The 22,213-nt window shown below is 67.4% G+C and carries 19 protein-coding genes and 1 other RNA gene; 7 read left to right on the top strand and 13 right to left on the bottom strand.

Annotation, left to right across the window (positions count from 1 at the left end):
• Positions 1–463: 463 nt before the first annotated feature.
• The 7 genes from AB0B91_RS47935 to ftsE all read right to left on the bottom strand — a co-directional run bounded on the left by AB0B91_RS47935 (position 464) and on the right by ftsE (position 6,099).
• On the bottom strand, positions 464–892 hold the full coding sequence (locus AB0B91_RS47935; RefSeq protein WP_358335915.1) for a type II toxin-antitoxin system VapC family toxin: 429 nt from the start codon (positions 890–892) through the stop codon (positions 464–466).
• Entirely contained in the window at positions 889–1,176 is a 288-nt protein-coding gene (locus tag AB0B91_RS47930; RefSeq protein WP_358335912.1) for a hypothetical protein, read from the bottom strand. The genes AB0B91_RS47935 and AB0B91_RS47930 overlap by 4 nt, the downstream gene beginning before the upstream one ends.
• Before the next feature lie 277 nt (positions 1,177–1,453).
• Positions 1,454–1,837: a transfer-messenger RNA gene (ssrA, locus tag AB0B91_RS47925) on the bottom strand.
• Positions 1,838–2,118: 281 nt separating this feature from the next.
• Positions 2,119–3,996: a penicillin-binding transpeptidase domain-containing protein gene (locus AB0B91_RS47920; protein WP_358335909.1), complete on the bottom strand. Its 1,878-nt coding sequence runs from the start codon at positions 3,994–3,996 to the stop codon at positions 2,119–2,121.
• The gene (gene smpB, locus AB0B91_RS47915; protein WP_358335906.1) at positions 3,993–4,460 is read right to left on the bottom strand and encodes an SsrA-binding protein SmpB; all 468 of its coding nucleotides are present in this window, start codon (positions 4,458–4,460) and stop codon (positions 3,993–3,995) included. Before smpB ends, AB0B91_RS47920 begins: the two co-directional genes overlap by 4 nt.
• A gap of 23 nt (positions 4,461–4,483) precedes the next feature.
• Complete coding sequence (gene ftsX, locus AB0B91_RS47910; protein ID WP_358335903.1) at positions 4,484–5,389, bottom strand: permease-like cell division protein FtsX; 906 nt, start codon at positions 5,387–5,389, stop codon at positions 4,484–4,486.
• Between the two features lie 20 nt (positions 5,390–5,409).
• Positions 5,410–6,099 (bottom strand): cell division ATP-binding protein FtsE, encoded by a 690-nt coding sequence (gene ftsE / locus AB0B91_RS47905; RefSeq protein WP_049564761.1) that lies wholly within the window; start codon positions 6,097–6,099, stop codon positions 5,410–5,412.
• A gap of 203 nt (positions 6,100–6,302) precedes the next feature.
• Here ftsE and AB0B91_RS47900 point away from each other — a divergent pair, with 203 nt between their 5' ends.
• Complete coding sequence (locus AB0B91_RS47900; protein ID WP_358335899.1) at positions 6,303–6,494, top strand: hypothetical protein; 192 nt, start codon at positions 6,303–6,305, stop codon at positions 6,492–6,494.
• Here AB0B91_RS47900 and prfB read toward each other — a convergent pair.
• Positions 6,480–7,595: a peptide chain release factor 2 gene (gene prfB, locus AB0B91_RS47895; protein WP_358335896.1), complete on the bottom strand. Its 1,116-nt coding sequence runs from the start codon at positions 7,593–7,595 to the stop codon at positions 6,480–6,482. The genes AB0B91_RS47900 and prfB overlap by 15 nt on opposite strands.
• Before the next feature lie 47 nt (positions 7,596–7,642).
• On the opposite strand from prfB, the gene AB0B91_RS47890 reads away from it, so the two are divergent.
• Complete coding sequence (locus AB0B91_RS47890; protein WP_358335893.1) at positions 7,643–8,659, top strand: hypothetical protein; 1,017 nt, start codon at positions 7,643–7,645, stop codon at positions 8,657–8,659.
• Between the two features lie 298 nt (positions 8,660–8,957).
• Here the strand turns inward: AB0B91_RS47890 and AB0B91_RS47885 are convergent, their stop codons facing one another.
• The gene (locus tag AB0B91_RS47885; RefSeq protein ID WP_358335890.1) at positions 8,958–9,761 is read right to left on the bottom strand and encodes a helix-turn-helix transcriptional regulator; all 804 of its coding nucleotides are present in this window, start codon (positions 9,759–9,761) and stop codon (positions 8,958–8,960) included.
• Between the two features lie 98 nt (positions 9,762–9,859).
• On the opposite strand from AB0B91_RS47885, the gene AB0B91_RS47880 reads away from it, so the two are divergent.
• The gene (locus AB0B91_RS47880; RefSeq protein ID WP_358335887.1) at positions 9,860–10,684 is read left to right on the top strand and encodes an NAD(P)H-binding protein; all 825 of its coding nucleotides are present in this window, start codon (positions 9,860–9,862) and stop codon (positions 10,682–10,684) included.
• Positions 10,685–11,014: 330 nt separating this feature from the next.
• Here AB0B91_RS47880 and AB0B91_RS47875 read toward each other — a convergent pair whose 3' ends face one another.
• From AB0B91_RS47875 to AB0B91_RS47860, 4 genes are all read right to left on the bottom strand, one after another.
• Complete coding sequence (locus AB0B91_RS47875; protein ID WP_358335884.1) at positions 11,015–15,886, bottom strand: NAD-glutamate dehydrogenase; 4,872 nt, start codon at positions 15,884–15,886, stop codon at positions 11,015–11,017.
• Between the two features lie 38 nt (positions 15,887–15,924).
• On the bottom strand, positions 15,925–16,728 hold the full coding sequence (locus AB0B91_RS47870) for a tryptophan 2,3-dioxygenase family protein (RefSeq protein WP_358335881.1): 804 nt from the start codon (positions 16,726–16,728) through the stop codon (positions 15,925–15,927).
• Between the two features lie 85 nt (positions 16,729–16,813).
• Positions 16,814–17,011, bottom strand: a complete 198-nt coding sequence (locus AB0B91_RS47865; RefSeq protein WP_358335878.1) for a zf-HC2 domain-containing protein — start codon at positions 17,009–17,011, stop codon at positions 16,814–16,816.
• Positions 17,011–17,565, bottom strand: coding sequence for a sigma-70 family RNA polymerase sigma factor (locus tag AB0B91_RS47860; protein ID WP_358335875.1), 555 nt, complete (start codon positions 17,563–17,565; stop codon positions 17,011–17,013). The genes AB0B91_RS47865 and AB0B91_RS47860 overlap by 1 nt, the downstream gene beginning before the upstream one ends.
• Before the next feature lie 109 nt (positions 17,566–17,674).
• Between AB0B91_RS47860 and AB0B91_RS47855 the strand changes: the two genes are divergently transcribed.
• From AB0B91_RS47855 to AB0B91_RS47840, 4 genes are read left to right on the top strand one after another with little or no spacing between them, the layout of a single operon-like run.
• The gene (locus AB0B91_RS47855) at positions 17,675–18,316 is read left to right on the top strand and encodes a DUF4142 domain-containing protein (RefSeq protein ID WP_358335872.1); all 642 of its coding nucleotides are present in this window, start codon (positions 17,675–17,677) and stop codon (positions 18,314–18,316) included.
• The gene (locus AB0B91_RS47850; RefSeq protein WP_358335869.1) at positions 18,316–19,764 is read left to right on the top strand and encodes a DUF1996 domain-containing protein; all 1,449 of its coding nucleotides are present in this window, start codon (positions 18,316–18,318) and stop codon (positions 19,762–19,764) included. Before AB0B91_RS47855 ends, AB0B91_RS47850 begins: the two co-directional genes overlap by 1 nt.
• Positions 19,765–19,818: 54 nt before the next feature.
• On the top strand, positions 19,819–20,598 hold the full coding sequence (locus AB0B91_RS47845; RefSeq protein ID WP_358335867.1) for a hypothetical protein: 780 nt from the start codon (positions 19,819–19,821) through the stop codon (positions 20,596–20,598).
• A gap of 55 nt (positions 20,599–20,653) precedes the next feature.
• The gene (locus AB0B91_RS47840) at positions 20,654–22,129 is read left to right on the top strand and encodes a ferredoxin (RefSeq protein WP_358335864.1); all 1,476 of its coding nucleotides are present in this window, start codon (positions 20,654–20,656) and stop codon (positions 22,127–22,129) included.
• The last annotated feature ends 84 nt before the right edge of the window (positions 22,130–22,213 follow it).

The raw sequence follows: 22,213 nt of genomic DNA, 5'->3' as shown, positions 1-22,213 counted from the left end.
GCCGGTTCTCCTCGCGTGCAGGAAGTGGTCCTCCAGGCTCCTGAGGTACTGGCCGATGGTTCGCCGCTCAGCGTCCACGAGGGTGGCCAGGTGCTTGTCGGCGACCTGGGCGAAGGTGCGGATGTCGGTCGGCTGGGCGGCCAGGCCGACCATCTCGGCGAACGCGGGGTTCTTGTACGGGTCACGACACCCATTGGCGACGAGGGCCCCGCGGAAGATCTTCGCGGGCGAGGTTCCGTGAACGTAGGTGCCGACCTGGGTTACGTCCTGCTCCAGCAGGCCCGTGCGTCCTTGGTGCATCCTCGAACAAAAAACCGCCCCTTGCCTGCGATGTTTCCGCAAGTAGGAAGCGGTTTTATGTGGTGGACCTGCTTACCGCTTACTTGAACACCCCACCGCAGGTGAAAGCGCTCATCGGGGCTCTCCTGACGAGGGTGTCGATCACTTCGTGCCGTCCATGAGACTAACCCGTCGCGCCGAAAGGTCGCGTGACGGCGACTACGTTCACGAGCTGCCCCAAGCCGTCGAAGTCCTTGGGGTTCGCGGTGAACAACGGCAGCTCGCTACTGGCGGCTGTCGCGGCGATCATCAAGTCGGCGGTCCGGCTTCGTTGCTGTCGGCCCTGCGTGTACACGACGGCACAGATCTGCCCGAACATGCGGGCTGCCTCGGCGTCGTACGGCAGGGGGTCACCGAATGCCGCTTCGGTATACTGGAGCGCTGCGACCCTCCCCGCACGCTTGACCGGATCATCGGTGGCGAACGGGCCGCGCGACAGTTCGCCGAGCGTGATGGCGGTGATCGCCGACTCTGCGGGCAGTTCGGCGGGATCAAAGAGCTTGAAGGCGGCCACGATATTCGTGTCGAGAACGCCTCGCTCATGCCGGATCACAGGCCGGTCCCGTCGAACGGATCGCGTAGCTCATCATCGATCATCGAATCCAGATCAGCCCGTACGTCGTCCCAGTCAATAGCCGGGGCGGTGGCGAAGACGGCCTGTGCCTCAGCCGTAGGAACGAACCGGCGGCGCTTGATCGGCTTTACCTCGGCGAGCGGCTCGCCGTTGATCGTCAAGATGTACCGCTTCCCCTCGCGCAGGCCGCGGGTGACACTACCGGAGTCGTTGACGAACTGGCGCACGCTCACCTCGGTCGGACGAGGCCTCGGAGCTTCCATGTCTCAATTGTACCCCGGCGTGCCACGGTGTACCACGGCTTCATGCTCTTTCGGCGGAGATCTAGCATGATCGATGTCCCGGGAATGTGCCTTCGGCGCGGCGAGATCGTGCTGACACGGAACCACCAGTTCCCTTCGTCGTGAGGAGGTTCCGTGAAGGTAGATGCTGACCTGGGCTAACGTCCTGCTCCGGCATGCCTGTGCACCCATGGTGCACCCACAAACAAAAAACCGTCTCTTGCCTGCGATGTTTCCGCAGGTAAGAGACGGTTTGATCTTGTGGAGGTGGCGGGAATCGAACCCGCGTCCTTCAACCCCAAGGCAGGGCTTCTCCGGGCGCAGCCTGCTGTGCTTTTCTCAGCCCCGGCGATCACGCAGGCGTGTCACCGACGGGCTCAGCCACTGTTTGATTTCCCGCTCTCCCCCGTGGCCGGTTCGAGCGGTTGAGCCTTCTAACGATGCCAGATCCCGGGCCGAAGGCAGTCCCGGGCTGACAGTGGTTTCGCTACTTAGGCAGCGAGGGCCAGGGAACCCTGGCCGACCACAGTGCGCTTAGAATTGGCACTTGTTGTTTGCGGTCACAGTGTTAACGAGGTTATGTCCGCAGTCCTCGGCCCGCTTCACCTGACTTGCAAAGTCGAAGTCGAAGCCAGTCACCCCCATGTGCAGTTGTCAACACGGTCCCGAAGGACCGAGCAAGACGACCTTACATCCTGCAACACCTGCGACGTCAACTTGATTCCCGCACCGCGAAGCCCCCGGAAACGCGTAGGCGTTCCCGGGGGCCGACCGGCAGGGTCTAGCCGGTCCGGACGGCAGGACTTCCCCCGAGATGAAGTCCTGATCTCATCGCGGCGACTGCACCCGCAACCCCCCGAGCAGGGCAGTCACTGAGTAAGACGCAGCCGGCCACCCGAACGGTTGCCTAAGGTGAGGAGAAAATCACGGGGAGTCGCGAAGGGCGCTGAAGAACTCGCCCGCGACCGCCGCGGGGTCGTAGTTCTTGGTGAGAACGGCTATCGCCACCTCGCCCTGCCAGCCCACGAACCAGCCCATGTGCTTCTCCGAGTCGCCCGCGGCCGTCACGCCGTGCACTCCGGTGTGGCCGGCCAGGGCGCGCGAGCTCTTGGCGCCGGCGAGCATCATGGCGGTCAGCGCGCTGCGGACCTTGGGGTCGACGGGGATCGGTTGCGGCGCGGCGAGCGACACCACCTCCGCCGAGGGGTCGGGCGACTTCGGCTCGGTCACCAGCACGGGTGCGTGCCAGCTGCCCGAGGCGATCGCCCCCGCGACGAGAGCCATGCTGAGCGGGCTGACCTCGACGTTCTGGCCCGCGATGGCCATGGCCTTGTCGGCGTCGCTGGCCGTCGGAAGTGGCCCGCTGAACGACTTGGGCAGTGAGCCGCTGAACGACTTGAGCGGCAGCCGCCAGTCCTTGCCGATGCCGAACGCCGCGGCGCTCTTGGCCAGGGCCGCGGCGTCGACGCGCCGGGCGAGCGAAGCCAGGGCGGTGACGCAGCCCTTGGCGAAGTTGTCCCGGAACGTCGGCGACGCGCCGGTGACCTGGCTCGCCGTCACGAACCGCGCGCCGCCCACCGTTCGCTCGGCCGGGCAGGCGAGCCGCTGCTTGGTATTCATCCTGGCCTTGATCAGCGCGTCGGCGGCCACGATCGAGAAGGCCGTGCCGGCCGGGAATCTGCCGGCGAGAGCGTCCTTCTCCTGGTTCAGGCCCTTGGTGCCGACCGCCAGGATCTCGCCCGTCGACCGGTCGACCGCCACCAGCGCGCTGGTCTCCGTGGCGGCCACGGCGGCGTCGGCGGCGCTCTGCTTGGCTTTGTCGATGGTGGTCCGTACAGGGACGTTTGTCCGGCCGGGCCATTCTTTCAGCTGCACGACCTCGTTGTCGGTCTTGAGGTCGAGGGTGATCACCCGGGTCTGCGTGGATCCGGTGAGGTTGTTCTGATAGGCCCGCTGAAGGCCGCTCTGCCCGAACGAGTCGCCCGCCCGCTGTGGGCCGCCGAGCTTCTGCTCGTCTTCCGGGGTGAGCGCGCTCACCTTGCCGACGATGTCCTTGGGGTCGTCAGGCGCGACGGGCTGCTCCTCTTTGTGGGTTTTGAGCTGCGGGATCTGCTCGATCTTGTCCTTCAGGGCGCGGTAACGCACGGCGCCGAAGTTGGCGAGCTGGACGAACTGCTTCGGCGGCGACGACCTGATGCGGCTCAGCAGCCGGTCCTGGGCGAACCCGGTGATCTCCGAGAGCTGCTCGACGACCTCCTCCGCCTGGCCCCCAAGGGTCGACGGGGTGACGCCGACCACGTAGAGGAACTGGGGACCCTGGAGCGGCTTGTTGTTGCGGTCGAGGACCGACTGGCGGGGGTTCGAATCGGTGGACACGGCGAACCGCTGGCCCTCCTTCAGCTGCGGGTGCAGCACCGAAGGCGACCAGTGCACCTTCCACCGGCCGTCGACCAGGCGCAGCGGCAGCATCCCGTCGTACGCCCAGAGCGGGTTGTTCTCTCCCAGGTCGACCTCGGCGTGGAAGTCGGCCTGCGACTGGTCGCCGTTCAGGCTGATGCTTTTGATCTTGAACCGGAACGAGGCCGCGTCGAGCTCCACCTTCGCGTCGGAGAGCGCCTTGCGCACGGTCGCGCGATCACCGTCGGTACGGCCGGCGGCCAGGTCGTAGTCCTCCGACTGCCAGCCCACCAGGAAGTCCCGCACGGCGTCGTGCGGGGACGACTCCTCGAAACAGGCGGTCAGCGACATGCTCGCGACGGCCAGAGTGACGGTCGCGGCGAGGCCGCGGCGTACGCGATTCATCGGTTGCGGTGCCGCACTGCCCGGGCCATCTCCCTCTTGGCCTGCTGCTCCGCCAGGGTCTGCCGTTTGTCCCAGTCCTTCTTGCCGCGGGCGATGCCGATCTCGACCTTCGCCTTGCCGTCCTTGAAGTAGAGGGACAGCGGCACGATCGTCAGCCCGCCCTCCTTGGTCTTGGCGGCGAGCTTGTCGATCTCCTTGCGGTGGAGCAGGAGCTTGCGCTTGCGGCGGGCGGCGTGGTTCGTCCACGTCCCCTGGGTGTATTCGGGGATGTGGACGTTGAACAACCACGCTTCGCCGTTGTCGATGGAGGCGAAACCGTCGGCGAGCGACGCGCGTCCCTCGCGCAACGACTTCACCTCGGTGCCCTGCAGCACGAGCCCCGCCTCGAAGGTGTCCTCGACGTGGTAATCGTGCCGGGCACGCTTGTTCTGGGCGACGACCTTCCGCCCGGTCTCACGTGGCATGCTCCGACCTTACCGGCGATCCGTCAGACCCTGAGGTAACGGCGGAGTGTGATGAACGATGCCAGCACACAGATCACCACGCCGATGCCCATGGTCAGTGTGATCACCGACGCCACGTCGTTCCAGCCGAGCTGGCTGCCGAAGGCGAAAGAACGCGCGATCTCCTCGAACAGGAAGACCTTGGCGACGATCAGCATCACCGCGGCGAACACCCCGCCGATCAGCCCGGCGATCACGCCCTCCATGACGAAGGGCAGCTGGATATAGAGGTTGGAGGCCCCCACCAGCCGCATGATGCCGGTTTCCCGGCGGCGGTTGAACGCCGACAGCCGCACGGTGTTGCCGATCAGCAACGCGGCCGCCAGGACAAGGACGATCGCCACCGCCATCGCGGCGGATCTCAGCTTGTCGAGCAGGCCGAAGAGCTTGTCGACCAGATCCTTCTGGTTCGTCACCTGCGCCACGCCGGCCTTGCCCTGGAGCGCCTGGATCACCGGTTGGTAGTTGTTGGGATCCGTCAGCTTGACGCGGAAGGACGCGGGCATGTCCTCGACCTTGGCCGCGTCGACGAGCGCCTTGTTGGCACCGTAGGACTTCTGGAAGTTGGCGTAGGCCTGGTCCGGGCTCTCATAGAGAACCTGCTCGACCCCGGGCAGGCCGTCGATCTCGCTCTTCAGATCCTTGGTCTGCTGAGGGCTGATCTGCTTGCCCTTGCAGTTGGGCATCGTGGGGTTCTTGCCGCAGAGGAAGACCGATACCTCGACCTTGTCGTACCAGAAGTCCTTCATCATCGTGACCTGGGCGTTGATCATCAGGCCGACGCCCAGCATCGCCATGCCGACGGCCACGGTGATGACCACCGCAAGCGTCATCGTGAGGTTGCGACGGAGGCCGATCCAGACCTCGGAGAAGATGAAATTCGCCCGCATGTTCTGTCTACCGCTCCCTGTCAGTACGCCTGGCCGTAAACGCCACGCGACTGGTCGCGGACGATCTTGCCGTCCTCCAGCTCCACGACGCGCTTGCGCATGGAGTCGACGATGGCCGCATCGTGCGTGGCCATGACGACCGTAGTGCCAGTCCTGTTGATCCGGTCGAGCACCTTCATGATGCCGATGCTCGTCGCGGGGTCGATGTTGCCCGTCGGCTCGTCGGCCAGCAGGATCATGGGCCGGTTGACGAAGGCGCGGGCCATGGCGACGCGCTGCTGCTCGCCGCCTGACAGCTCGTCGGGCATCCGGTGGGCCTTACCTTCCAGGCCGACCAGCTCGATGACCTCGGGCACCACCTTGCGGATGAACCGCCGTGGCTTACCGATGACCTCGAGCGCGAACGCCACGTTCTCGTAGACGTTCTTGTTCGGGAGCAGCCTGAAGTCCTGGAACACGCAGCCGATGCGGCGGCGCAGGTGCGGCACCTTGAAGTTGGACAGGCGGGCCAGATCCTTGCCGGCGACGTGGATCGCACCGGAGTTGGGCCGCTCCTCCTTCAAGACCAGGCGCAGGAACGTGGACTTGCCTGATCCCGAAGGACCGACGAGGAACACGAACTCGCCCTTGTCCACGTCAACGGAGACATGGTCGAGAGCAGGCCGGTTCTGGTTCGTGTAGACCTTGGTGACATTATCGAAATGGATCACGAGAGCATCACGGCATGCCAGTCTAGGGGTCAGGACGGAAGCGAGGGTGGCACATGCCCACTTCCCGCCACACGCCTATCGGGGACGTCTTTCTTTACTGATGATCGACGTTCCGATTGGCCAGAGGACAGTCTAGGGGGAAGACTGGCATGGAACGTCCATAACGGAAACAAAACGATTGTGCGGCTAGACTTGGGGCTGACATGAGTTGCCAACATCTCGTATGCGCGCAGTGCGCCCACCCTGTCATCGAGGGCCGCTGCCCCCTGTGCCGTGCCAACCGCGAGCGGATGCACAACCACGGCTTCGCCGGGCTGTCACCTGCCCTGATCGTCTTTCTGCTGGTCGTGCTGCTCTTCCTGGCCCTGGTGCTCAAGCACCTAGCTGGGGTCTGATTCCTGCCTGCGCATCCAGCGGATCTCGGACTCGATGAACTCATCGATGTCGCCGTCGAGAACGGCGGTCGGGTTGCCCGCCTCCGTGCCCGTGCGTAGATCCTTCACGATCTGGTAGGGGTGCAGCACGTAGTTGCGGATCTGGGTCCCCCACGACGTGGTCGAGGCGCCCCGCAGCTCGGACATGCGCTCCGCCTCCTCCTGCCGCTTGCGCTCCAGCAGCTTGGCCTGCAGCACGTTCATCGCCGAGGCGCGGTTCTGGAGCTGCGAGCGCTCGTTCTGGCAGGAGACCACGATGCCGCTCGGCAGGTGGGTGATGCGGACCGCGGAGTCGGTCGTGTTGACGCCCTGGCCGCCAGGTCCCGACGAGCGATAGACGTCGATGCGGAGCTCGTCCTCGTTGATGTCGATGTGGTCGGTCTGCTCGACGACCGGCACGATGTCGACCCCGGCGAACGAGGTCTGACGGCGGCCCTGGTTGTCGAACGGGCTGATGCGGACCAGACGGTGGGTGCCGTGCTCGCCACGGAGCGTGCCGTACGCGTAGGGGGCCTTGATCACGAACGTGGCCGACTTGATGCCGGCCTCCTCCGCGTAGGAGGTGTCGTAGACCTCGGTCGGATAGCCCTTGCGCTCGGCCCAGCGGAGGTACATGCGCAGCAGCATCTCCGCCCAGTCGGCGGCGTCGACGCCGCCGGCCTGCGAGTTGATGGTGAGCAGTGCCTCGCGCCCGTCGTAGGGGCCGGACAGGAGGGTGCGGACCTCCAGCGCGCCGATGTCGGACCGGAGCGCGCCCAGCTCCTTGTCGGCCTCGGTCCTGGTGTCCTCGTCGCTCTCCTCGGCGGCCAGCTCGTAGAGGACGCTCAGGTCGTCGAGGCGGCGGACCAGCCCTTCGACGCGGTTGAGCTCGCCCTGTAGGTGCGAGAGCTTGCTGGTGACCTTCTGCGCCTGCTCGGGGTCGTCCCACAGGTCGGGCGCGGCGACCTGGTCCTCCAGCTCCGCGATCTGCTTGCGCATGGCGCCGAGGTCGAGCACGTCCTGGATGCTCCGCAGGGTGCCCGCGAGCTCGTTGATCTCTTCTGCTGGATCGATACCTGCCACGCCTCCCAAGGGTACGCGACCCTCGCAGGCCCGAATAACATGGCCACGTGCGTAGTTTCGGTCGGCGGAGGGTGCTGGCGCTCGCCGCCGGCCTGCTGGCCGCGGCGGTCGGCTGCTCGGCCGCGTCCCCGCCCACGCCCAGTCAGGTGGCGGCGACCACGTCCGCACCCGTGACCCCGTCGCCCTCGGCGACCACTCCGCTGATCACGCCGGTCGAGGCGGCCAAGGTGTTCACCACCTTCACCGCCACCGACGACCTGCTGCGGGCCGGCGGCGACCTGCGGCTGGCGATGGAGCTGACCCGCGACGCGGAGGCGCAGCTCACCTCGGCCGATTTCCTGTCGACGAGCAACCGCCCGCCCCGCTACACGTGGGGCACGCCGACGCTGTTCGTGCCACGGTTCAAGCAGGACGAGGGGGCGCCCTGGTTCACGGTGCTGACCACGCGCAACGGCCATCCGACGCTGCTGACGTTCGCCAGGGCCGACGACTGGCGGCTCAGCTCGGCGACGCAGCTGCTGCCGGGGCAGGACCCACCGCACATCCAGCTCGACGCGGAAGGCTACGCGACGGCGCTCGCGCCCGACGACAAGAGCGTCACGATCAGCCCGCAGTTCATGGGCCCGCTGCACGCCACGGTGGCGGAGGCGGGCGAGACGGGCGTGGCGGCCGGCCTGCTCGAACGCGGCCCCTACACGACGGACGTGGCGGAGCAGATCACCACCGATCGGGAGCGGGCGAAGATCGGCGGCTTCAGCTACGACTCGATCTTCAGCGCGGGCGACTACCCGGTCTACGCGCTGCGCATGGTGGGCGGCGGGGCGGTGATCCAGTACGCCATGACGCGCACGACGACGACCACGGTGGAGACGGACAAGGCCGACTTCGTCCCGGTGCCTGAGGCGGCCCGCTGGCTGTACCACAACGACAAGGCGCGGCGCTTCCTGAAAACCACAGAGATCAACCAGTACGCCACCCTGGTTCCTCCCTCCGGCACCCCGACCCCTGCTGCGATCATCGCCCACATCGGCTCCCTCACCAAAGCTGTTGGCGGAGATCCGTAAACCCCCCTTTTTCCTTTACGGCCAGCCCGGTGGGCCCCACCCGCCATACGTGGCTGGGGCCTGTCCAGGGGCACGCTTCTCCGGTGGAGACGGCTGAGCGCCGTGACGTGCGTCTTCTTGACCCCGGCCGTCGTCTACCGAGCCCGCGGCCGCCTGGGTGTCCCGGCGCCGGTGCTGGGCGACCACCCTTCGCCCCCGCCGTGTGCCACCCAGCACATGACGCCCAGGTGTCCCCCAGGCGCCGGTAGGGATGGCTGGGCGGCTGCTCGTCGTCCCCGCAGCGGTCTATCGAGCCCGCCTAAGCGCCGGAGGCTCGCAGGCGCTGGAGGGCCTTGTGGGAAGGCGTGCCGGGGGCGGCTGTGTAGAGGACCAGGCGTTGGTCCGCGCCGGCTATGGGGAGGAAGTCGCAGTCCAGTTCCATCGGGCCGGCGACGGGGTGGGTCATGTGCTTCGTCAGTGTTCGCTGGATTTCGATGTCGCGGGCCGCCCACAAGCCGGCGAACAGGGGACTGCTCTCTCTCAGCTCGTCGACCAGGGCTCTGATGTTCGCGTCCGCCGGGTAGCGGCCGGTGGCTCGGAGGTCGGCCACGCACTGGCGGGCGAGCTGGAGCTTGTCGGGCGTCGGGGCCGGGTTGCCGAAGAGCCAGCGCAACGTGTTGCGTTGCCAGGGTGGCACCTCCGACAGGTCGCCGATCAGGGCGACCAGCATGCGGTTCCAGGCGAGGACGTCGTAACCGGCGTTGATCACCATGGCCGGGACGTCGGTGAGCCGGTCCAGCAGGCGCAGGACGTTGGGGGGCACCTCGCGTGCGGGCTCGGCGCGGGCCGGGGACTGGTCGGCCAGCCGGAGCAGGTAGTCGTGCTCGTCCCCCGTCAACCGCAGGGCCCGGCCGAGCGCGTTGAGGACCTGGTCCGACGGGTGCGGGCCGCGGCCCTGTTCCAGCCTGATGTAGTAGTCGACCGAGATGCCGGCCAGCAGCGCGACCTCCTCGCGGCGCAGCCCGGGGGTCTGCCGGCGCGGGCCGGGCGCCAGCCCCACCTCGGCGGGCTGGATCCGGCCCCGCCGGCTACGCAGAAAGCCGCCCAGTTCCTCCCTGTTCATCCCAACCATGATGACCCAGCCCGGTCAGGCCTGGTACCGCGAGTCCCAGCCCTGGCCGTGCCTACCCGCCCGGAACGCCCCCGGACCAGCATGTCCGCATGACGATTCTGGTAACCGGGGCCCGCGGACACGTGGCCCAGAGCCTCATACGGCAGCTCCTGGAGGCCGGCGAGCAGGTCCGCGCCGCCGGCAAAGATCCCGCCGCCACCCAGGTGCCCACAGGTGTGGACGTGGTCGCGGCGGACAATCCGGCACTCGCGCTGGACGGTGTCGACCGGGTGTTCCTCTACGCCGACCCTCAAGGGCTGGACGCCTTCCTGGCACAGGCCCGCGAGGCCGGAGTACGCCACGTCGTCCTCCTGTCAGCCGCTCTGGCGGACCCCACGGCCACGGACGCGATCGCCCGCATGCACGGCGTGGCCGAAGAGTCGGTGACCGCCTCGGGACTCCCCTGGACCGCCCTGCGCCCAGGCGCGTTCGCCACGAACGCCCTCCAATGGGCACCGGAGATCCGCGCCGAAGGCAGGGTCACCAACCCGTTCCCCGACACCCACTCAGCCCCCATCCACGAAGCCGACATAGCAGAAATCGCACTAAAGGCCCTGACAGAAGACGGCCATGAGAACGCCGTCTACGAATTGACCGGCCCCGACTCCATCACCCAGCGCGACCAACTGAACACAATCGCGCAGACAATCGCCCGGCCGATCGAATGGCGTCTACAGGACCTGGAAACCCACCGCCAAGTCTTGTCCCGCTGGGGCTCACCAGAAATTGTGGAATCGCTCCTTAAACACTCCGTAGCCGCCACAAACACTCCAGCAACGACAACAAACACCTTTGCCAAGCTAACCGGCAAACACCCCAGATCATTCGCCCAATGGGCAGAAGACCACAAGGAAGCCTTTACAGGCACGAACTAACCCAACCAGGAACCAGGGACCAACCACGGCCGGGACCTAGACCGCCTGTCACGCTCAGCGACCGCCACCGGCACCCGCACGCCACGGCCCGGGGCCAAGGATGCCCCCAGCCGCCTCCATCGACGCCTGCGGGACACCTGCGCGTCACGGGCTCGGCAGGACCACGGCCGGGGCCAAGAAGACGCACGTCACGGCGCCCAGCCGTCTCCACCGGAGGAGTGTGCCCCTGGACAGGCCCCAGCCACATATGGCGGGTGGGGCCCACCGGGCTGGCCGTACAAGATCGAAAAGTGACCTAGGACCAGCCCGGGCAGCCCGAAAGGAACGACGTCACGCCTCGCTGTGGGGAAGGCTGCTGGAAGCAACAAGGGTGCGGATCGCGCGGAGAGCGACGGACAGCGTGGCGAGGTCGAAGTTGTCGCTTTCCCAGATTTCCGAGAGTGTCTGGCGGGATCGGTGGACCGCCGCCGAGTTCGCCTCCGTCCAGCGGGCCAGCCGCTCCTCCGGAGACAGTCCCGGTGTGCTGTGGGCCAGCACATCGCGCGTCAGCGAGGCGTGGGCCGCGTACAGGTCGTCCCTGAGCGCCGCCCGTGCCATCGCGTTCCAGCGGTTGTCGCGCGGCAGCGCGATCACCCGCTCCCTGAGGCGGGCCAACTGGAGGCGGTCGGCGAGGTCGAAGTACACCTCCGCCACCTCGTTGACCGGGCGTCCCGTGAGCGAGGAGATCTCCACCAGGTCGAACGTCGAATAGGCGGGCACCATGGCCGCCACCCGCTCGGCCAGCTCCGTCGGCACTCCGCGGGCCTCGAACGAGTCGCGGCGCTCCTCGAAGGCCGCCAGATCGGGCCCGGCGAGCAGCTTCGGGATGTGGGCGAGCAGGCCGTTGACGCCCTTGACGAAGAAGCTCACCGACCCGGCCAGGTCGAGCGGCGGGCGGCGGTTGCCGAGCAGCCAGCGCGTGCCGCGTTCGGCCAGCTTTCTGGCCTCCAGCAGCATCGCGATCTGTATCGACGTGTCGGCCTTGTTGTCCAGCGCCTCCACCGCGCGGTAGAAGCTGGACAGGTCGAACACCTCGCGGGCGACGAGGTAGGCGCGGACGATGTCAGGCGTCGAGGCGCCGGTCTCCTCGCTGAAGCGGAACATGAACGTGGTGCCCATCGAGTTGACCAGCTCGTTCACCACGCAGGTGGTGATGATCTCGCGGCGCAGCGGGTGGGCGTCCATGTACGGCCGGAAGCGTTCCCGCAGCGCCGACGGGAAGTACGACACCAGCCACGAGGCCAGGTACGGGTCGTCGGGCAGGTCGGAGCCGAGCAGCTCGGCGTCGGCCACCAGCTTGGTGTAGGCCAGCAACACCGAGAACTCGGGCGCCGTCAGGCCCAGCTTGGCCTGGCGGCGTTCGGCCAGCGTCTTGTCCGAGGGCAGGAACTCCAGCTCCCGGTTGACCAGCCCGTCACGCTCCAGGCGCCGCAGGTAGCGGGAGTGGATGTGGAGCATCTCGACGGACTGGGCGCGGGTCGCGGCCAGCACCACGTTCTGGGCGTAGTTGTCGCGGAGCACCAGGTCGGCGACCTCGTCGGTCATCGAGGTGAAGACCTGGTTGCGCTGCTTGTCGGTCAGCTCGCCGTCGCGGACGACCTGGTCGAGCAGGATCTTGATGTTCACCTCGTGGTCGGAGGTGTCGACCCCGGCCGAGTTGTCGATGAAGTCGGTGTTGACCAGCCCGCCGCCGCGCGCGAACTCGATGCGGGCGAGCTGGGTGAAGCCCAGGTTGCCGCCCTCGCCGATGACCTTGCAGCGCAGCTCGGCGGCGTCGACCCGGAGCGAGTCGTTGGCCTTGTCGCCCACATCGGCGTTCGACTCGGTGCTCGCCTTGACGTAGGTGCCGATGCCACCGTTCCACAGCAGGTCCACGGGGGCCCGCAGGATCGCGCTGATCAGGTCGTTCGGCGTCATCGAGGTGACCGCGGCGGGGATGGAGAGCGCCTCGCGGATCTGCGGCGTGATCGGGATGGACTTGGCCGTGCGCGGATGGACGCCGCCGCCCGCCGAGATGAGCTTGGTGTCGTAGTCCGCCCAGGAGCTGCGCGGCAGCGCGAAGAGCCGCTGCCGCTCGGCGAAACTGCGGGCGGTGTCAGGGCTGGGGTCGATGAAGATGTGCCGGTGGTCGAAGGCGGCCACCAGCCGGATGTGCTGCGACAGCAGCATGCCGTTGCCGAACACGTCGCCCGACATGTCGCCGATGCCGGCCACGGTGAAGTCCGTGGTCTGCACGTCGGTCCCGATCGTGCGGAAGTGGTACTTGACCGACTCCCAGGCGCCGCGCGCGGTGATGCCCATCACCTTGTGGTCGTAGCCGATCGAGCCGCCGGAGGCGAAGGCGTCGCCGAGCCAGAAGCCGTACTCCTTGGCCACGCCGTTGGCGATGTCGGAGAAGGTCGCGGTGCCCTTGTCGGCGGCGACCACCAGGTAGGTGTCGTCGCCGTCGTGCCTGACCGTGTCCTGCGGGGGCACGACCTTGCCGTCGACCAGGTTGTCGGTGATGTCGAGCAGCCCGGAGATGAACATCCGGTAGCACGCCACGCCCTCGGCGAGCAGCTCTTCGCGCCCTCCGCCCACAGGCGGACGTTTCACGACAAATCCGCCCTTGGAGCCAGTCGGCACAATAACGGTATTTTTCACCATCTGGGCTTTGACCAGGCCGAGGATCTCGGTGCGGAAGTCCTCCATCCGGTCCGACCACCGCAGCCCGCCCCTGGCCACCTTGCCGAAGCGCAGGTGCACACCCTCGACCCGGGCCGAGTACACGAAGATCTCGTACTTCGGCCGCGGCAGCGGCAGCACGCTGATCGCCTGCGGGTCGAACTTCAGCGAGATGTACGGCTTCCGCCGCCCGTCCACGGTCTGGAAGTAGTTCGTCCGCAGCGTCGCCTGGATCATCTCCAGGTACGCCCGCAGGATCCGGTCCTCGTCCAGCGAGGCGACCTCGTCGAGCGCGCCCAGGATCTCCTCGTGGAGCGCGTCGGCCAGGTCGGCCCGCACGTCGTCGCCACGCCGGGGGTCGAGCCGCGCCTCGAAGAGACGCACCAGCAGCCGGGCCAGCCGCACGTTGCCCGTCAGCACGCGCTCCATGTAGCGCTGGGAGAAGGCGGAGCCCGCCTGACGCAGGTACTTGGCGTAGACGCGCAGGATCTCGACCTGCTCCCAGGTCAGCCCGGCGCGCAGGATGAGGGAGTTGAAGTTGTCGGCCTGCACCTCGCCCTTCCACAGCGCGATGAGGCCGTCCTGGAAGAGCCGCTTGAAGTCCTTCCTGTCGACCTCGTCGTTCGGCGTGTAGCGCAGCCCGAAGTCGTAGATCCAGGCGTTCTTGGTGGCGGGGTCGTTGTCCCTGTCGATCTCGTACGGCCGCTCGTCCACGACCTCGACGCCGAGCCGCTGGATCAGCGGGAGCGCCCGCGACAGCGAGATGGGCGTGCCCAGCTTGTAGATCTTCAGCCGTCGCTCGCCCTCGCCGGCGTCGTAGGGCTCGTAGAGGTTGAGGCCGATCTCGTTCTCGTCGGAGCCGGCCAGCTGCTCCAGACGGCGCAGGTCCACCACGGCCATCTGCGGCGGGAAGTCGGCCTTGTAGCCCTCGGGGAAGGCACCCTGGTAGCGCCTGGTCAGCCTGGGAGCCTCCTCCTCCGAGGTCAGCTCCGACAGCGCCGCGGCCAGGTCGTCCTCCCACGAGCGGGTGATCGCGGCCAGCCGCGCCTCCAGCTCCTCCACGTCGACGGCCGGCGGCGGTAGCTGCTTGCCGCGCTCGCCGCGGATGACCACGTGCAGCCGCGCCAGGGCGGACTCACCGATCATCGCGCTGTAGTCGAGCGTCTTGCCGCCCAGCGCCTTGAGCAGGAGTTCCTGCATCCGGTAGCGCACCTGAGTGGTGTAGCGGTCGCGCGGCAGGTAGATCAGGCAGGAGATGTAGCGGCCGTAGTCGTCGCGGCGCAGGAACAGCTTGACCTGCTTGCGCTCGCGCAGCCGCAGCACGCCGAGCGCGATCGGCAGGAGCTGGTCGAGCGAGGTCTGGAAGAGCTCGTCGCGCGGGAACGTCTCGAGGATCTCGATCAGGTCCTTGCCGTCGTGGCTGTCGGGGGCCAGCCCGGCCTGATCCAGCACGTCGGCGAGCTTGCGCCTGAGCACCGGGATCCTGGAGATCGACTCGTTGTAGGCCACGTGCGTGAACAGGCCGAGGAAGCGGCGCTCGCCGATCACCTCGCCCTCCGGCGAGAACAGCTTCACCCCGATGTAGTCGAGGTAGGCCGCGCGGTGCACGGTCGCCCGGGAGTTGGCCTTGGTGATGATCAGCAGCTGCTTCTCGCGGGCCTTGGCCCGTACCTCGGCGGGGAGCACGGAGAAGCTCTCCGAGCCGACCTTGTCGTCACGCAGGATGCCCAGCGCCGCGCCGGGCAGCGCGCGCAGCGCGTCGCCCTCGTCGGTGTGCTCCAGGCGGTACTCGCGGTAGCCGAGGAAGGTGAAGTGCCCGTCCGCGAGCCAGCGCAGCAGGTCGAGGCTGTCCTCGACCTCGGCGGGCTCCAGCGGCGGCGGGTTGAGCGTCAGGTCCTCCGCCATCTGTACGGCGACCCCCCGCATCTTCCTGAAGTCCTCGACCGCCTGCCGAACGTCGGACAGGACCCGCTGAAGATCGGCCTCCAGCTGCCTGAGCACCTCGGGGTCGGACTGCCGGTCGATCTCGAAGTGCATCCAGGACTCGACCAGCATCTGGCCGGTGACGTCCTCCTGGCCACGGCCGAGCATCTTGCCGGTCATGTCACGGCGTACTCGCATCTGCGGGTGGACGACCAGATAGGTGTTGATGTCATGCCTGGCGAGCTCCATCTCCACCGAGTCGACCAGGAACGACATGTCGTCGGTGACCACCTCGACCACGGAGTGCCCCGGGTCCCACCCGTTCTCCTCCAGGGTCGGGGTGTAGACGCGGACCACGGCCCGGCCCTGGGGGCGTACCTCGGCCAGCTGCTTCTGCGACATCGCCGGGCCGTACACGTCCACGGGGCTACGGTCGAGCAGGTCCTCCGGCGCGATGTGCCGGTAGTAGATCCGCAAGAAGGACAGCGCATCCTCGGGGCTCACATGGTCGCTGCTCACCGCGCATCGTTGCGCGGCTCGCTGGAGCAGCTCATCCTTGGCCTCGTCGAGCGGCATTTCGCTCTCACTCCTTTGTGAGGGTTCGCCATGGCTTGTCACAGCCAGGCCCTTAGTTCCCACAGCAGCGGGAAGTAGTGCAGGCGGGTCCTACCGCGCAGGTAGGGGGCACCCGTCGAGCCGCCGGTGCCGGACTTGGTGCCGATCTGCCGTTCGACCATCTGGACGTGACGGGTCCGCCACTGGGCGGCGGTCTCGTCGTGGGTCATCAGGTCTTCGGCCAGTTGCCACAGGTCGTCGTGCGACCCGCGGTCCCTCGCCACGGCCAGCAGCGTGCCCATGATCTCGTCGTCGGAGACCGGCAGGCCACGCAGGGAAAGGGCGGTGAGATAAGCATCCCACAGCGACGGCTCGTCCAGCCGACGGCGCAACCTGGAGAGTTCGGCGTCGCTGGCGTCTCTCAGCCGGCCGAGGTAGCGGGCGTCCTTCAGCCCCGACAAGAACTCCAGCTCGCGGAACTGCACGGACTGGAAGCCGCTCGCCGGGGCCAGCTTGGCCCGGAACTCCAGGAAGTCCTGGGGCGTCATCGTCTCCAGGACCTCTACCTGTTCGATCAGCACCCGCTCCACCGCGTGGACCCGCTTGAACACGTGCCTGGCCTGCCAGAGCTCGCCATGGAACATGGCGTCCCTGCCGACCTCCAGCTCGTGCAGCAGCAGTTTGAACCACAGCTCGTAGACCTGATGGATGGTGATGAACAGCAGCTCGTCAGGAGCCTCGGACTGAGGCTGCTGCTGAGCGAGCAGCTCGGGCAGGCGGAGATAGGCGCCATAGGAGAGCCGGCCGCCCTCCTCGCCGAATCTCCGGTCAGGAGGGACGGCCGCATCGCCATGGATGCCCACCGAACACCTCCCCCAAGCCGCCCGATCTGATCGATCGGGCGTACGCGCCTCGCCGTATCGATATCACCCGAAAAGGGGAAGAACGTCAACGTGACATCGACATAGGCGGGTCGTCCTCGGAGGCGGCGGGCAGGTCCCTCAGCTCGTCGAGCCGGCCCGGAATCTCGGCCATGTCCTGGAGCTCCGCCTGGCACCGTGCGCATGTGTCGAGGTGGCGCTCGAACTCCTCTATCTCCTCATCGTCGAGGACACCGAGGACGTAGGCGGCCACCCCTTCATGCATTACCCGGCTACCCCCTTGTCCTGCAGAAGCACACGGAGAGCCCGGATCCCGTAGTAGAGCCTGGACTTCACCGTGCCCGGCGGGATCCCCAGAATCTCCGCCGCTTCACTTATCGTACGGTCCCGAAGGTAGGTCTGCTCAATCACTTCCCGGTGTTCGTCGGACAGGCTCTGCAGCGCGTCCTTGACCACCATGGCCGAGAGCGCCCGCTCCGAGCCGTCTGGCACCGCCAGCATGTCGACTTCCGGTGGCTCGACCTCATGTGGCCGAACACTCTTGCGCCGGCGTCCGTCGATCACGATACGGCGCGCTACTGTCAGTAGCCATGCCCAGATGAGGCTGGGCTCCCATTGCAGTCTTGCCGAGTGTCGCCAGGCTCTTACGATCGTCTCTTGAACGACGTCTTCGGCCCATTGAAGATCGTTCCCGGTCGACTTGCGTACGTGGCGCAGCAGAGGGCCGCCGAACTCCTGGTAGAGCGCCGCAATGCGCTCTTCCGCTTCGGCATCCGTACTCTCTAACCTGCCGGCGAGATGACCTAGCACGGGGCACATCTTTACACCTTCGTTATCAGTGCGGTAGCCACTCCGATAACTCCAGTCATTTCTAACTATTCCGTACTCATCGGTGAACCGGTCCCCGAAGGCCCGCGTACCTCCGATCATGCACAGGCTTTTGCGCGGCGAACTGCTCATGTTCGGCGGCTTCGCAGTGGCTGCCACGGTCACGATCCTGCTGGTCCTGCCTTCAGGAACCTCGGCGGGAGCCACCCAGTACACGCAGTCGGCCGCCGGTCCTATCGGGCCGGCGGATCGCGACTTCCTGGTAAAGGTACGTCAGGCAGGCCTCTGGGAGATTCCCGTTGGCCAATGGGCCCAGACCCGCGCCGAGTCCGAGAGCGTGAAGGAGACCGGGAGGCACCTGGTCGAAGATCACACCAAGCTGGACGCGGCGACTCGCGCGCTCGCCGCGAAACTCGGCGTGCCCATCCCTGACACGGCCAACGCCGATCAGCAGAGCTGGATGGCCCAGCTGTCCACGGAGAAGGGTCCCGCCTTCGACAAGGACTTCGCCAACCTGTTGCGAGCCGCGCACGGCAAGGTCTTCGCCGTCGTGGCAGCGGTGCGGGCGGGGACCCGCAACGAGGAGATCCGGAAGTTCGCCAACACGGCGAACACCGTGGTGCTGAAGCACATGACCCTGCTCGAAGGCACCGGCTTGGTGGACTTCGGCGAGCTCCCCGAGCCCCCGACGCCCTCACCTGTTCCATCCGTCGCAACGGCGGTCGAAACGAGGAGACAATAATGAGGAGATCCAGACGCGCGGCCGCAGCCGTGTCCGCTCTGGCCGTAATGGCCGGCGGCCTGGTGTCCGCGGCCGTGATCGGCGTCGGTCCCGCTATTGCGGACCATTGCGATCCGGCCAACGAGCAGGCCCAGCAGTCTCAATCGCCGACTCAGCAACAACAGCGGCAGCAGCAGGCCCCGGACAACCAGGACCAGCAGCAGAACAACGACAACCAGGACCAGCAGCAGCAGGACCAGGGTCAGCAACAGGACCAAGGCCAGCAGCAACAGCAGGATCAGGGTCAGCAACAGCAGCAGGACCAGCAGCAGGACCAGGGCCAGCAGCAGCAGGGCGGCGGTGCCCTCTTGGCCGCGCCGACCCCGGCGCCCGACGGGCAGCAGGACAACGGGCAGCAGGACAACAACGGGCAGGACAACGCGCAGGACACCACCGCCCCCGACGCGCAGGACACCGCTACCGCCACGGACCAGCCGCAGCAGTTCCGGCGCAGGGGCAACGGAAACAACAACAACCAGCCCACCAAGTCCGCGTCGCCCACCCCCTCGGCCACCGGGACGGGTCAGGAAGAGGAATGCGCCGACCTCGGCCCGTTCCCCGAGGACTTCGTCGACATCCGCCAGGTCGGCCGCGGCCAGCTCGACAACTTCCAGATCGGCAGGAACGGCTCCAGGGGCACGTTCGTCTCAGCCTGTGGGACGAACGGCAATAAGCACAACAACCCGGACAACTTCATCGTCGCACCGGGCGTGAGCAACGGCGCGCACCACCTGCACGACTACGTGGGCAACCTGACGACGAACGGGTTCTCGACGGACCAGAGCCTCGCCGCGGGCGGCACCACCTGCCGGTTCGGCGACAAGTCGGCCTACTTCTGGCCGGTGCTCCGCGACCGGAAGTCGGACGCCAACAGCCAGGACGCGGACGGCAACGTCGGCCAGGTCCTGCGGGCCAACCAGGTCACCCTCCAGTTCCGCGGCAACGCGACGTCCAAGGTGACCGCGATGCCGAGGTTCCTCCGGCTCATCATGGGTGACGCCAAGGCGGCCACGAACGGCGGCGCCAACGCACGCGCGGCGTGGACGTGTACCGGCTTCCAGAACCGCATCACAAATAACAAATATCCGCTCTGCCCACGCGGCAGCCAAGTCGTCCGTATCCTAGACTTCCCAAGCTGCTGGGACGGCCAGAACACCGACAGCGCCAACCACCGTACCCACGTGGTGTTCCCGGGACAGGGTGGCGCCTGTGCACAGGGAACCAAGGCCATCCCACAGCTGCGCATGACCCTGACGTACTCGGTTCCACAGGGGCCGTCCTTCGCCGTGGACTCGTTCCCTGAGCAGAAGCACAACCCGGTGACCGATCACGCCGACTTCGCCAACGTGATGTCGAATCAGCTCATGGCGTTCGTGGTCAACTGCATCAACCGCGGGCGTCGTTGCTGACGTAGGTCGGCCCTCCCGAGTCGCACCCTCAATCGACGACCATGGAGGGAATCGATGCTCCACAAAAGACTGCCCCGGCACGCTCCGAGCAAGCTGGACTCCAGGTACGTCCGGCTCGGAGTGAGCGCTGGGATCGCCGCGTTGGTCCTGGCAGGGTTCGCCCTGACCATGACCGACAGCGGGGTCTCATGGCTCGGGCAAGGGGTGGCTTTCCTCGAGTTCTACGCGGGCGTGTTCGCCCTGGTGCTGCTGAGCGCGACGGTCGGGCTCGGTCTGCTCACCACCGAACGCGTCTTCCTGTCCCCGTCGAACAGGGTCAGGGCGCAACTGGCACATCGGGCCACAGCGGCGATCGGGATGGCCTACCTGGTCACGCACATCACCCTTATGGTCAGTCTGGGCCATGCCCCGCTGGCCGCAACAGTGGTCCCAATTGCCGGTATCTATGTGGGATTCGGCGCAGTAGCCTTCGACATGATGGTGATCATCGTTGTGTCGGGGATGATGCGAGGACGGTTCGCGGTGACGTCCAGGCCATGGATATGGCGGACGCTGCACGCCACCGCGTACCTGTCCTGGCCCGTGGCCATCATGCATGGTCTGACCGCGGGCCGTACGCCGGCGCCTTGGGTGGCGTGGTCGTACATCGCCTGCCTGGCAGCCGTCGGCGGGGCACTGCTCGTCCGGGTGGTGGCCACGATTCTCAGACCGGCCCTCCAGCCGGAATGGGTGAAGACGCCGGAGGTCGACAGGTCGCCGGTCGCACGGCCGGTGGATGTCAACGCGCCAGTGAGCCTCGACGCAGCGCGTAGGAAGTACCGGGAGGCGGGATGAGACCGCACAGGAATGCCCAGGAGGCGCCAGAGTGATCCCGCAAAGAGTCCCACGCGTGTTACGCGTGGGCCCGGCCCGCCTGACCGCCGGGCTGGAGCACACGAGGCGAATCGATCTCCCCGCGCACCGGACGCTTCATGGCGAGCCGGTGTTGCGTGACATCGAGACCCTGATCGCCCAGGTGAACGAGGTCGACATGCGCGGCAGGGGCGGAGCGGCCTTTCCGGTCGGCCGCAAGATGCGCGCGGTCGCCGACGCCGCCGGGGCACGCGAGAGTGTCGTGCTGGTGAACGGCTCGGAGGGCGAGCCGGCCAGCTTCAAGGACACCATGATGCTCATCCGCAACCCCCACCTCGTGCTCGACGGCGCGGTCCTCGCCGCTGAGGCCCTGCACGCGCGTGAGGTCGTCGTGGCGATCGGGTCCGGCGGCGAGGTGGCCGAGGCGTCGGTCTCCGCCGCCGTGGCCGAGCGGCGCGCCGCCAACGTGGCGGGCGGCTCGGAGAGCCACGTGCGGATCCGGGTGGTCGCCCTTGAGGAGCGCTTCATCTCGGGCGAGGGCGGCGCCCTGGTGCGCGGTGTGAACGGCGGGGAGGCCATCCCCAACGGCCGTAAGAAGCGCGCCGCCGAGAGCGGCGTGGACGGCCTGCCGACGCTCCTGTCGAACACGGAGACGTTCGCCCAGCTCGCTCTGCTCGCCGAGTACGGCCCCGAGGGCTACGCCGAGTACGGCACGGCCAAGGAGCCCGGCACCGTGCTGCTCAGCGTGAGCGGCGGCGCCTCCAACCCCGCCGTCGTGGAGGCGCCCACGGGCACCCCGCTGATCGACGTCCTCGACATGTGCGAGGCGGAGATCGGCGACGGCGTGCTCATGGGCGGCTACCACGGCGCCTGGATGAGCTACGAGAACGCCCTCACAGCGGTCATCTCGCGCGAGGGCATGAAGGCGAAGGGCGGCGAGCTGGGCGCCGGGATCGTGGTGCCGCTCGGCGACTCGACCTGCCCGCTCGGCGAGACGACCCGGGTGGCGGCCTACCTCGCCGCCCAGTCGTCGGGCCAGTGCGGCCCGTGCCGCCTCGGGCTGCCCGACGTGGCTCGGGCGCTGCTCGCGCTGGCCGAGGGCACCGGGTCCACGGACGCGGTGCGACGCACCGTACGGGCCGTCGAGCGCAGAGGCGCCTGCTTCCACCCCGACGGCACGGCCAGGTTCGTCCTGTCCTCCCTGGACGCCTTCGAGAGCGACATCGCGCTCCACCTCGAGTACGGCTCGTGCGGCCGGCCGTGCCGCGGCGTACTGCCCCTCCCCGAGAACGAGGACCAGCCCGAGTACCGCGTGGAGGTGGACTGGACGCGTTGCCAGGGCCACGGCCTGTGCGCGCATCTCCTGCCGGAATTCGTGGAGCTGGACGAATACGGCTTCCCCTCCTTCAAGACCGTGCCGGGCTGGATGGCGAAAGACGCTCGCCGAGCCGTGGACATGTGTCCCGCGCTGGCCCTGCGCCTCAACGAGTCCGTAGCCGTACGGACGGGTTGATCCCCCGGTCCGCCCGCCTGAGCGCGCTCAGGCGGGCGGGCCGCCCCCCCCCGCTGGTTCAGTTTTTTAAAACAAACCCGCAGC

The organism is Nonomuraea sp. NPDC049141 (assembly GCF_040648415.1).
Taxonomy (GTDB): domain Bacteria; phylum Actinomycetota; class Actinomycetes; order Streptosporangiales; family Streptosporangiaceae; genus Nonomuraea.
The sequence above is the reverse complement of the archived record's forward strand: the minus strand, read 5'-3'. Positions and strand labels throughout refer to the sequence as shown.

What these genes read in the sequence shown, in the direction of transcription:
- AB0B91_RS47930 (WP_358335912.1), bottom strand. Translation starts at nt 1,176, where the DNA reads ATGGAAGCTCCGAGGCCTCGTCCGACCGAGGTGAGCGTGCGCCAGTTC.
- AB0B91_RS47920 (WP_358335909.1), bottom strand. Translation starts at nt 3,996, where the DNA reads ATGAATCGCGTACGCCGCGGCCTCGCCGCGACCGTCACTCTGGCCGTC.
- smpB (WP_358335906.1), bottom strand. Translation starts at nt 4,460, where the DNA reads ATGCCACGTGAGACCGGGCGGAAGGTCGTCGCCCAGAACAAGCGTGCC.
- ftsX (WP_358335903.1), bottom strand. Translation starts at nt 5,389, where the DNA reads ATGCGGGCGAATTTCATCTTCTCCGAGGTCTGGATCGGCCTCCGTCGC.
- AB0B91_RS47900 (WP_358335899.1), top strand. Translation starts at nt 6,303, where the DNA reads ATGAGTTGCCAACATCTCGTATGCGCGCAGTGCGCCCACCCTGTCATC.
- AB0B91_RS47885 (WP_358335890.1), bottom strand. Translation starts at nt 9,761, where the DNA reads ATGAACAGGGAGGAACTGGGCGGCTTTCTGCGTAGCCGGCGGGGCCGG.
- AB0B91_RS47880 (WP_358335887.1), top strand. Translation starts at nt 9,860, where the DNA reads ATGACGATTCTGGTAACCGGGGCCCGCGGACACGTGGCCCAGAGCCTC.
- AB0B91_RS47875 (WP_358335884.1), bottom strand. Translation starts at nt 15,886, where the DNA reads ATGCCGCTCGACGAGGCCAAGGATGAGCTGCTCCAGCGAGCCGCGCAA.
- AB0B91_RS47865 (WP_358335878.1), bottom strand. Translation starts at nt 17,011, where the DNA reads ATGCATGAAGGGGTGGCCGCCTACGTCCTCGGTGTCCTCGACGATGAG.
- AB0B91_RS47860 (WP_358335875.1), bottom strand. Translation starts at nt 17,565, where the DNA reads ATGTGCCCCGTGCTAGGTCATCTCGCCGGCAGGTTAGAGAGTACGGAT.
- AB0B91_RS47855 (WP_358335872.1), top strand. Translation starts at nt 17,675, where the DNA reads ATGCACAGGCTTTTGCGCGGCGAACTGCTCATGTTCGGCGGCTTCGCA.
- AB0B91_RS47850 (WP_358335869.1), top strand. Translation starts at nt 18,316, where the DNA reads ATGAGGAGATCCAGACGCGCGGCCGCAGCCGTGTCCGCTCTGGCCGTA.
- AB0B91_RS47845 (WP_358335867.1), top strand. Translation starts at nt 19,819, where the DNA reads ATGCTCCACAAAAGACTGCCCCGGCACGCTCCGAGCAAGCTGGACTCC.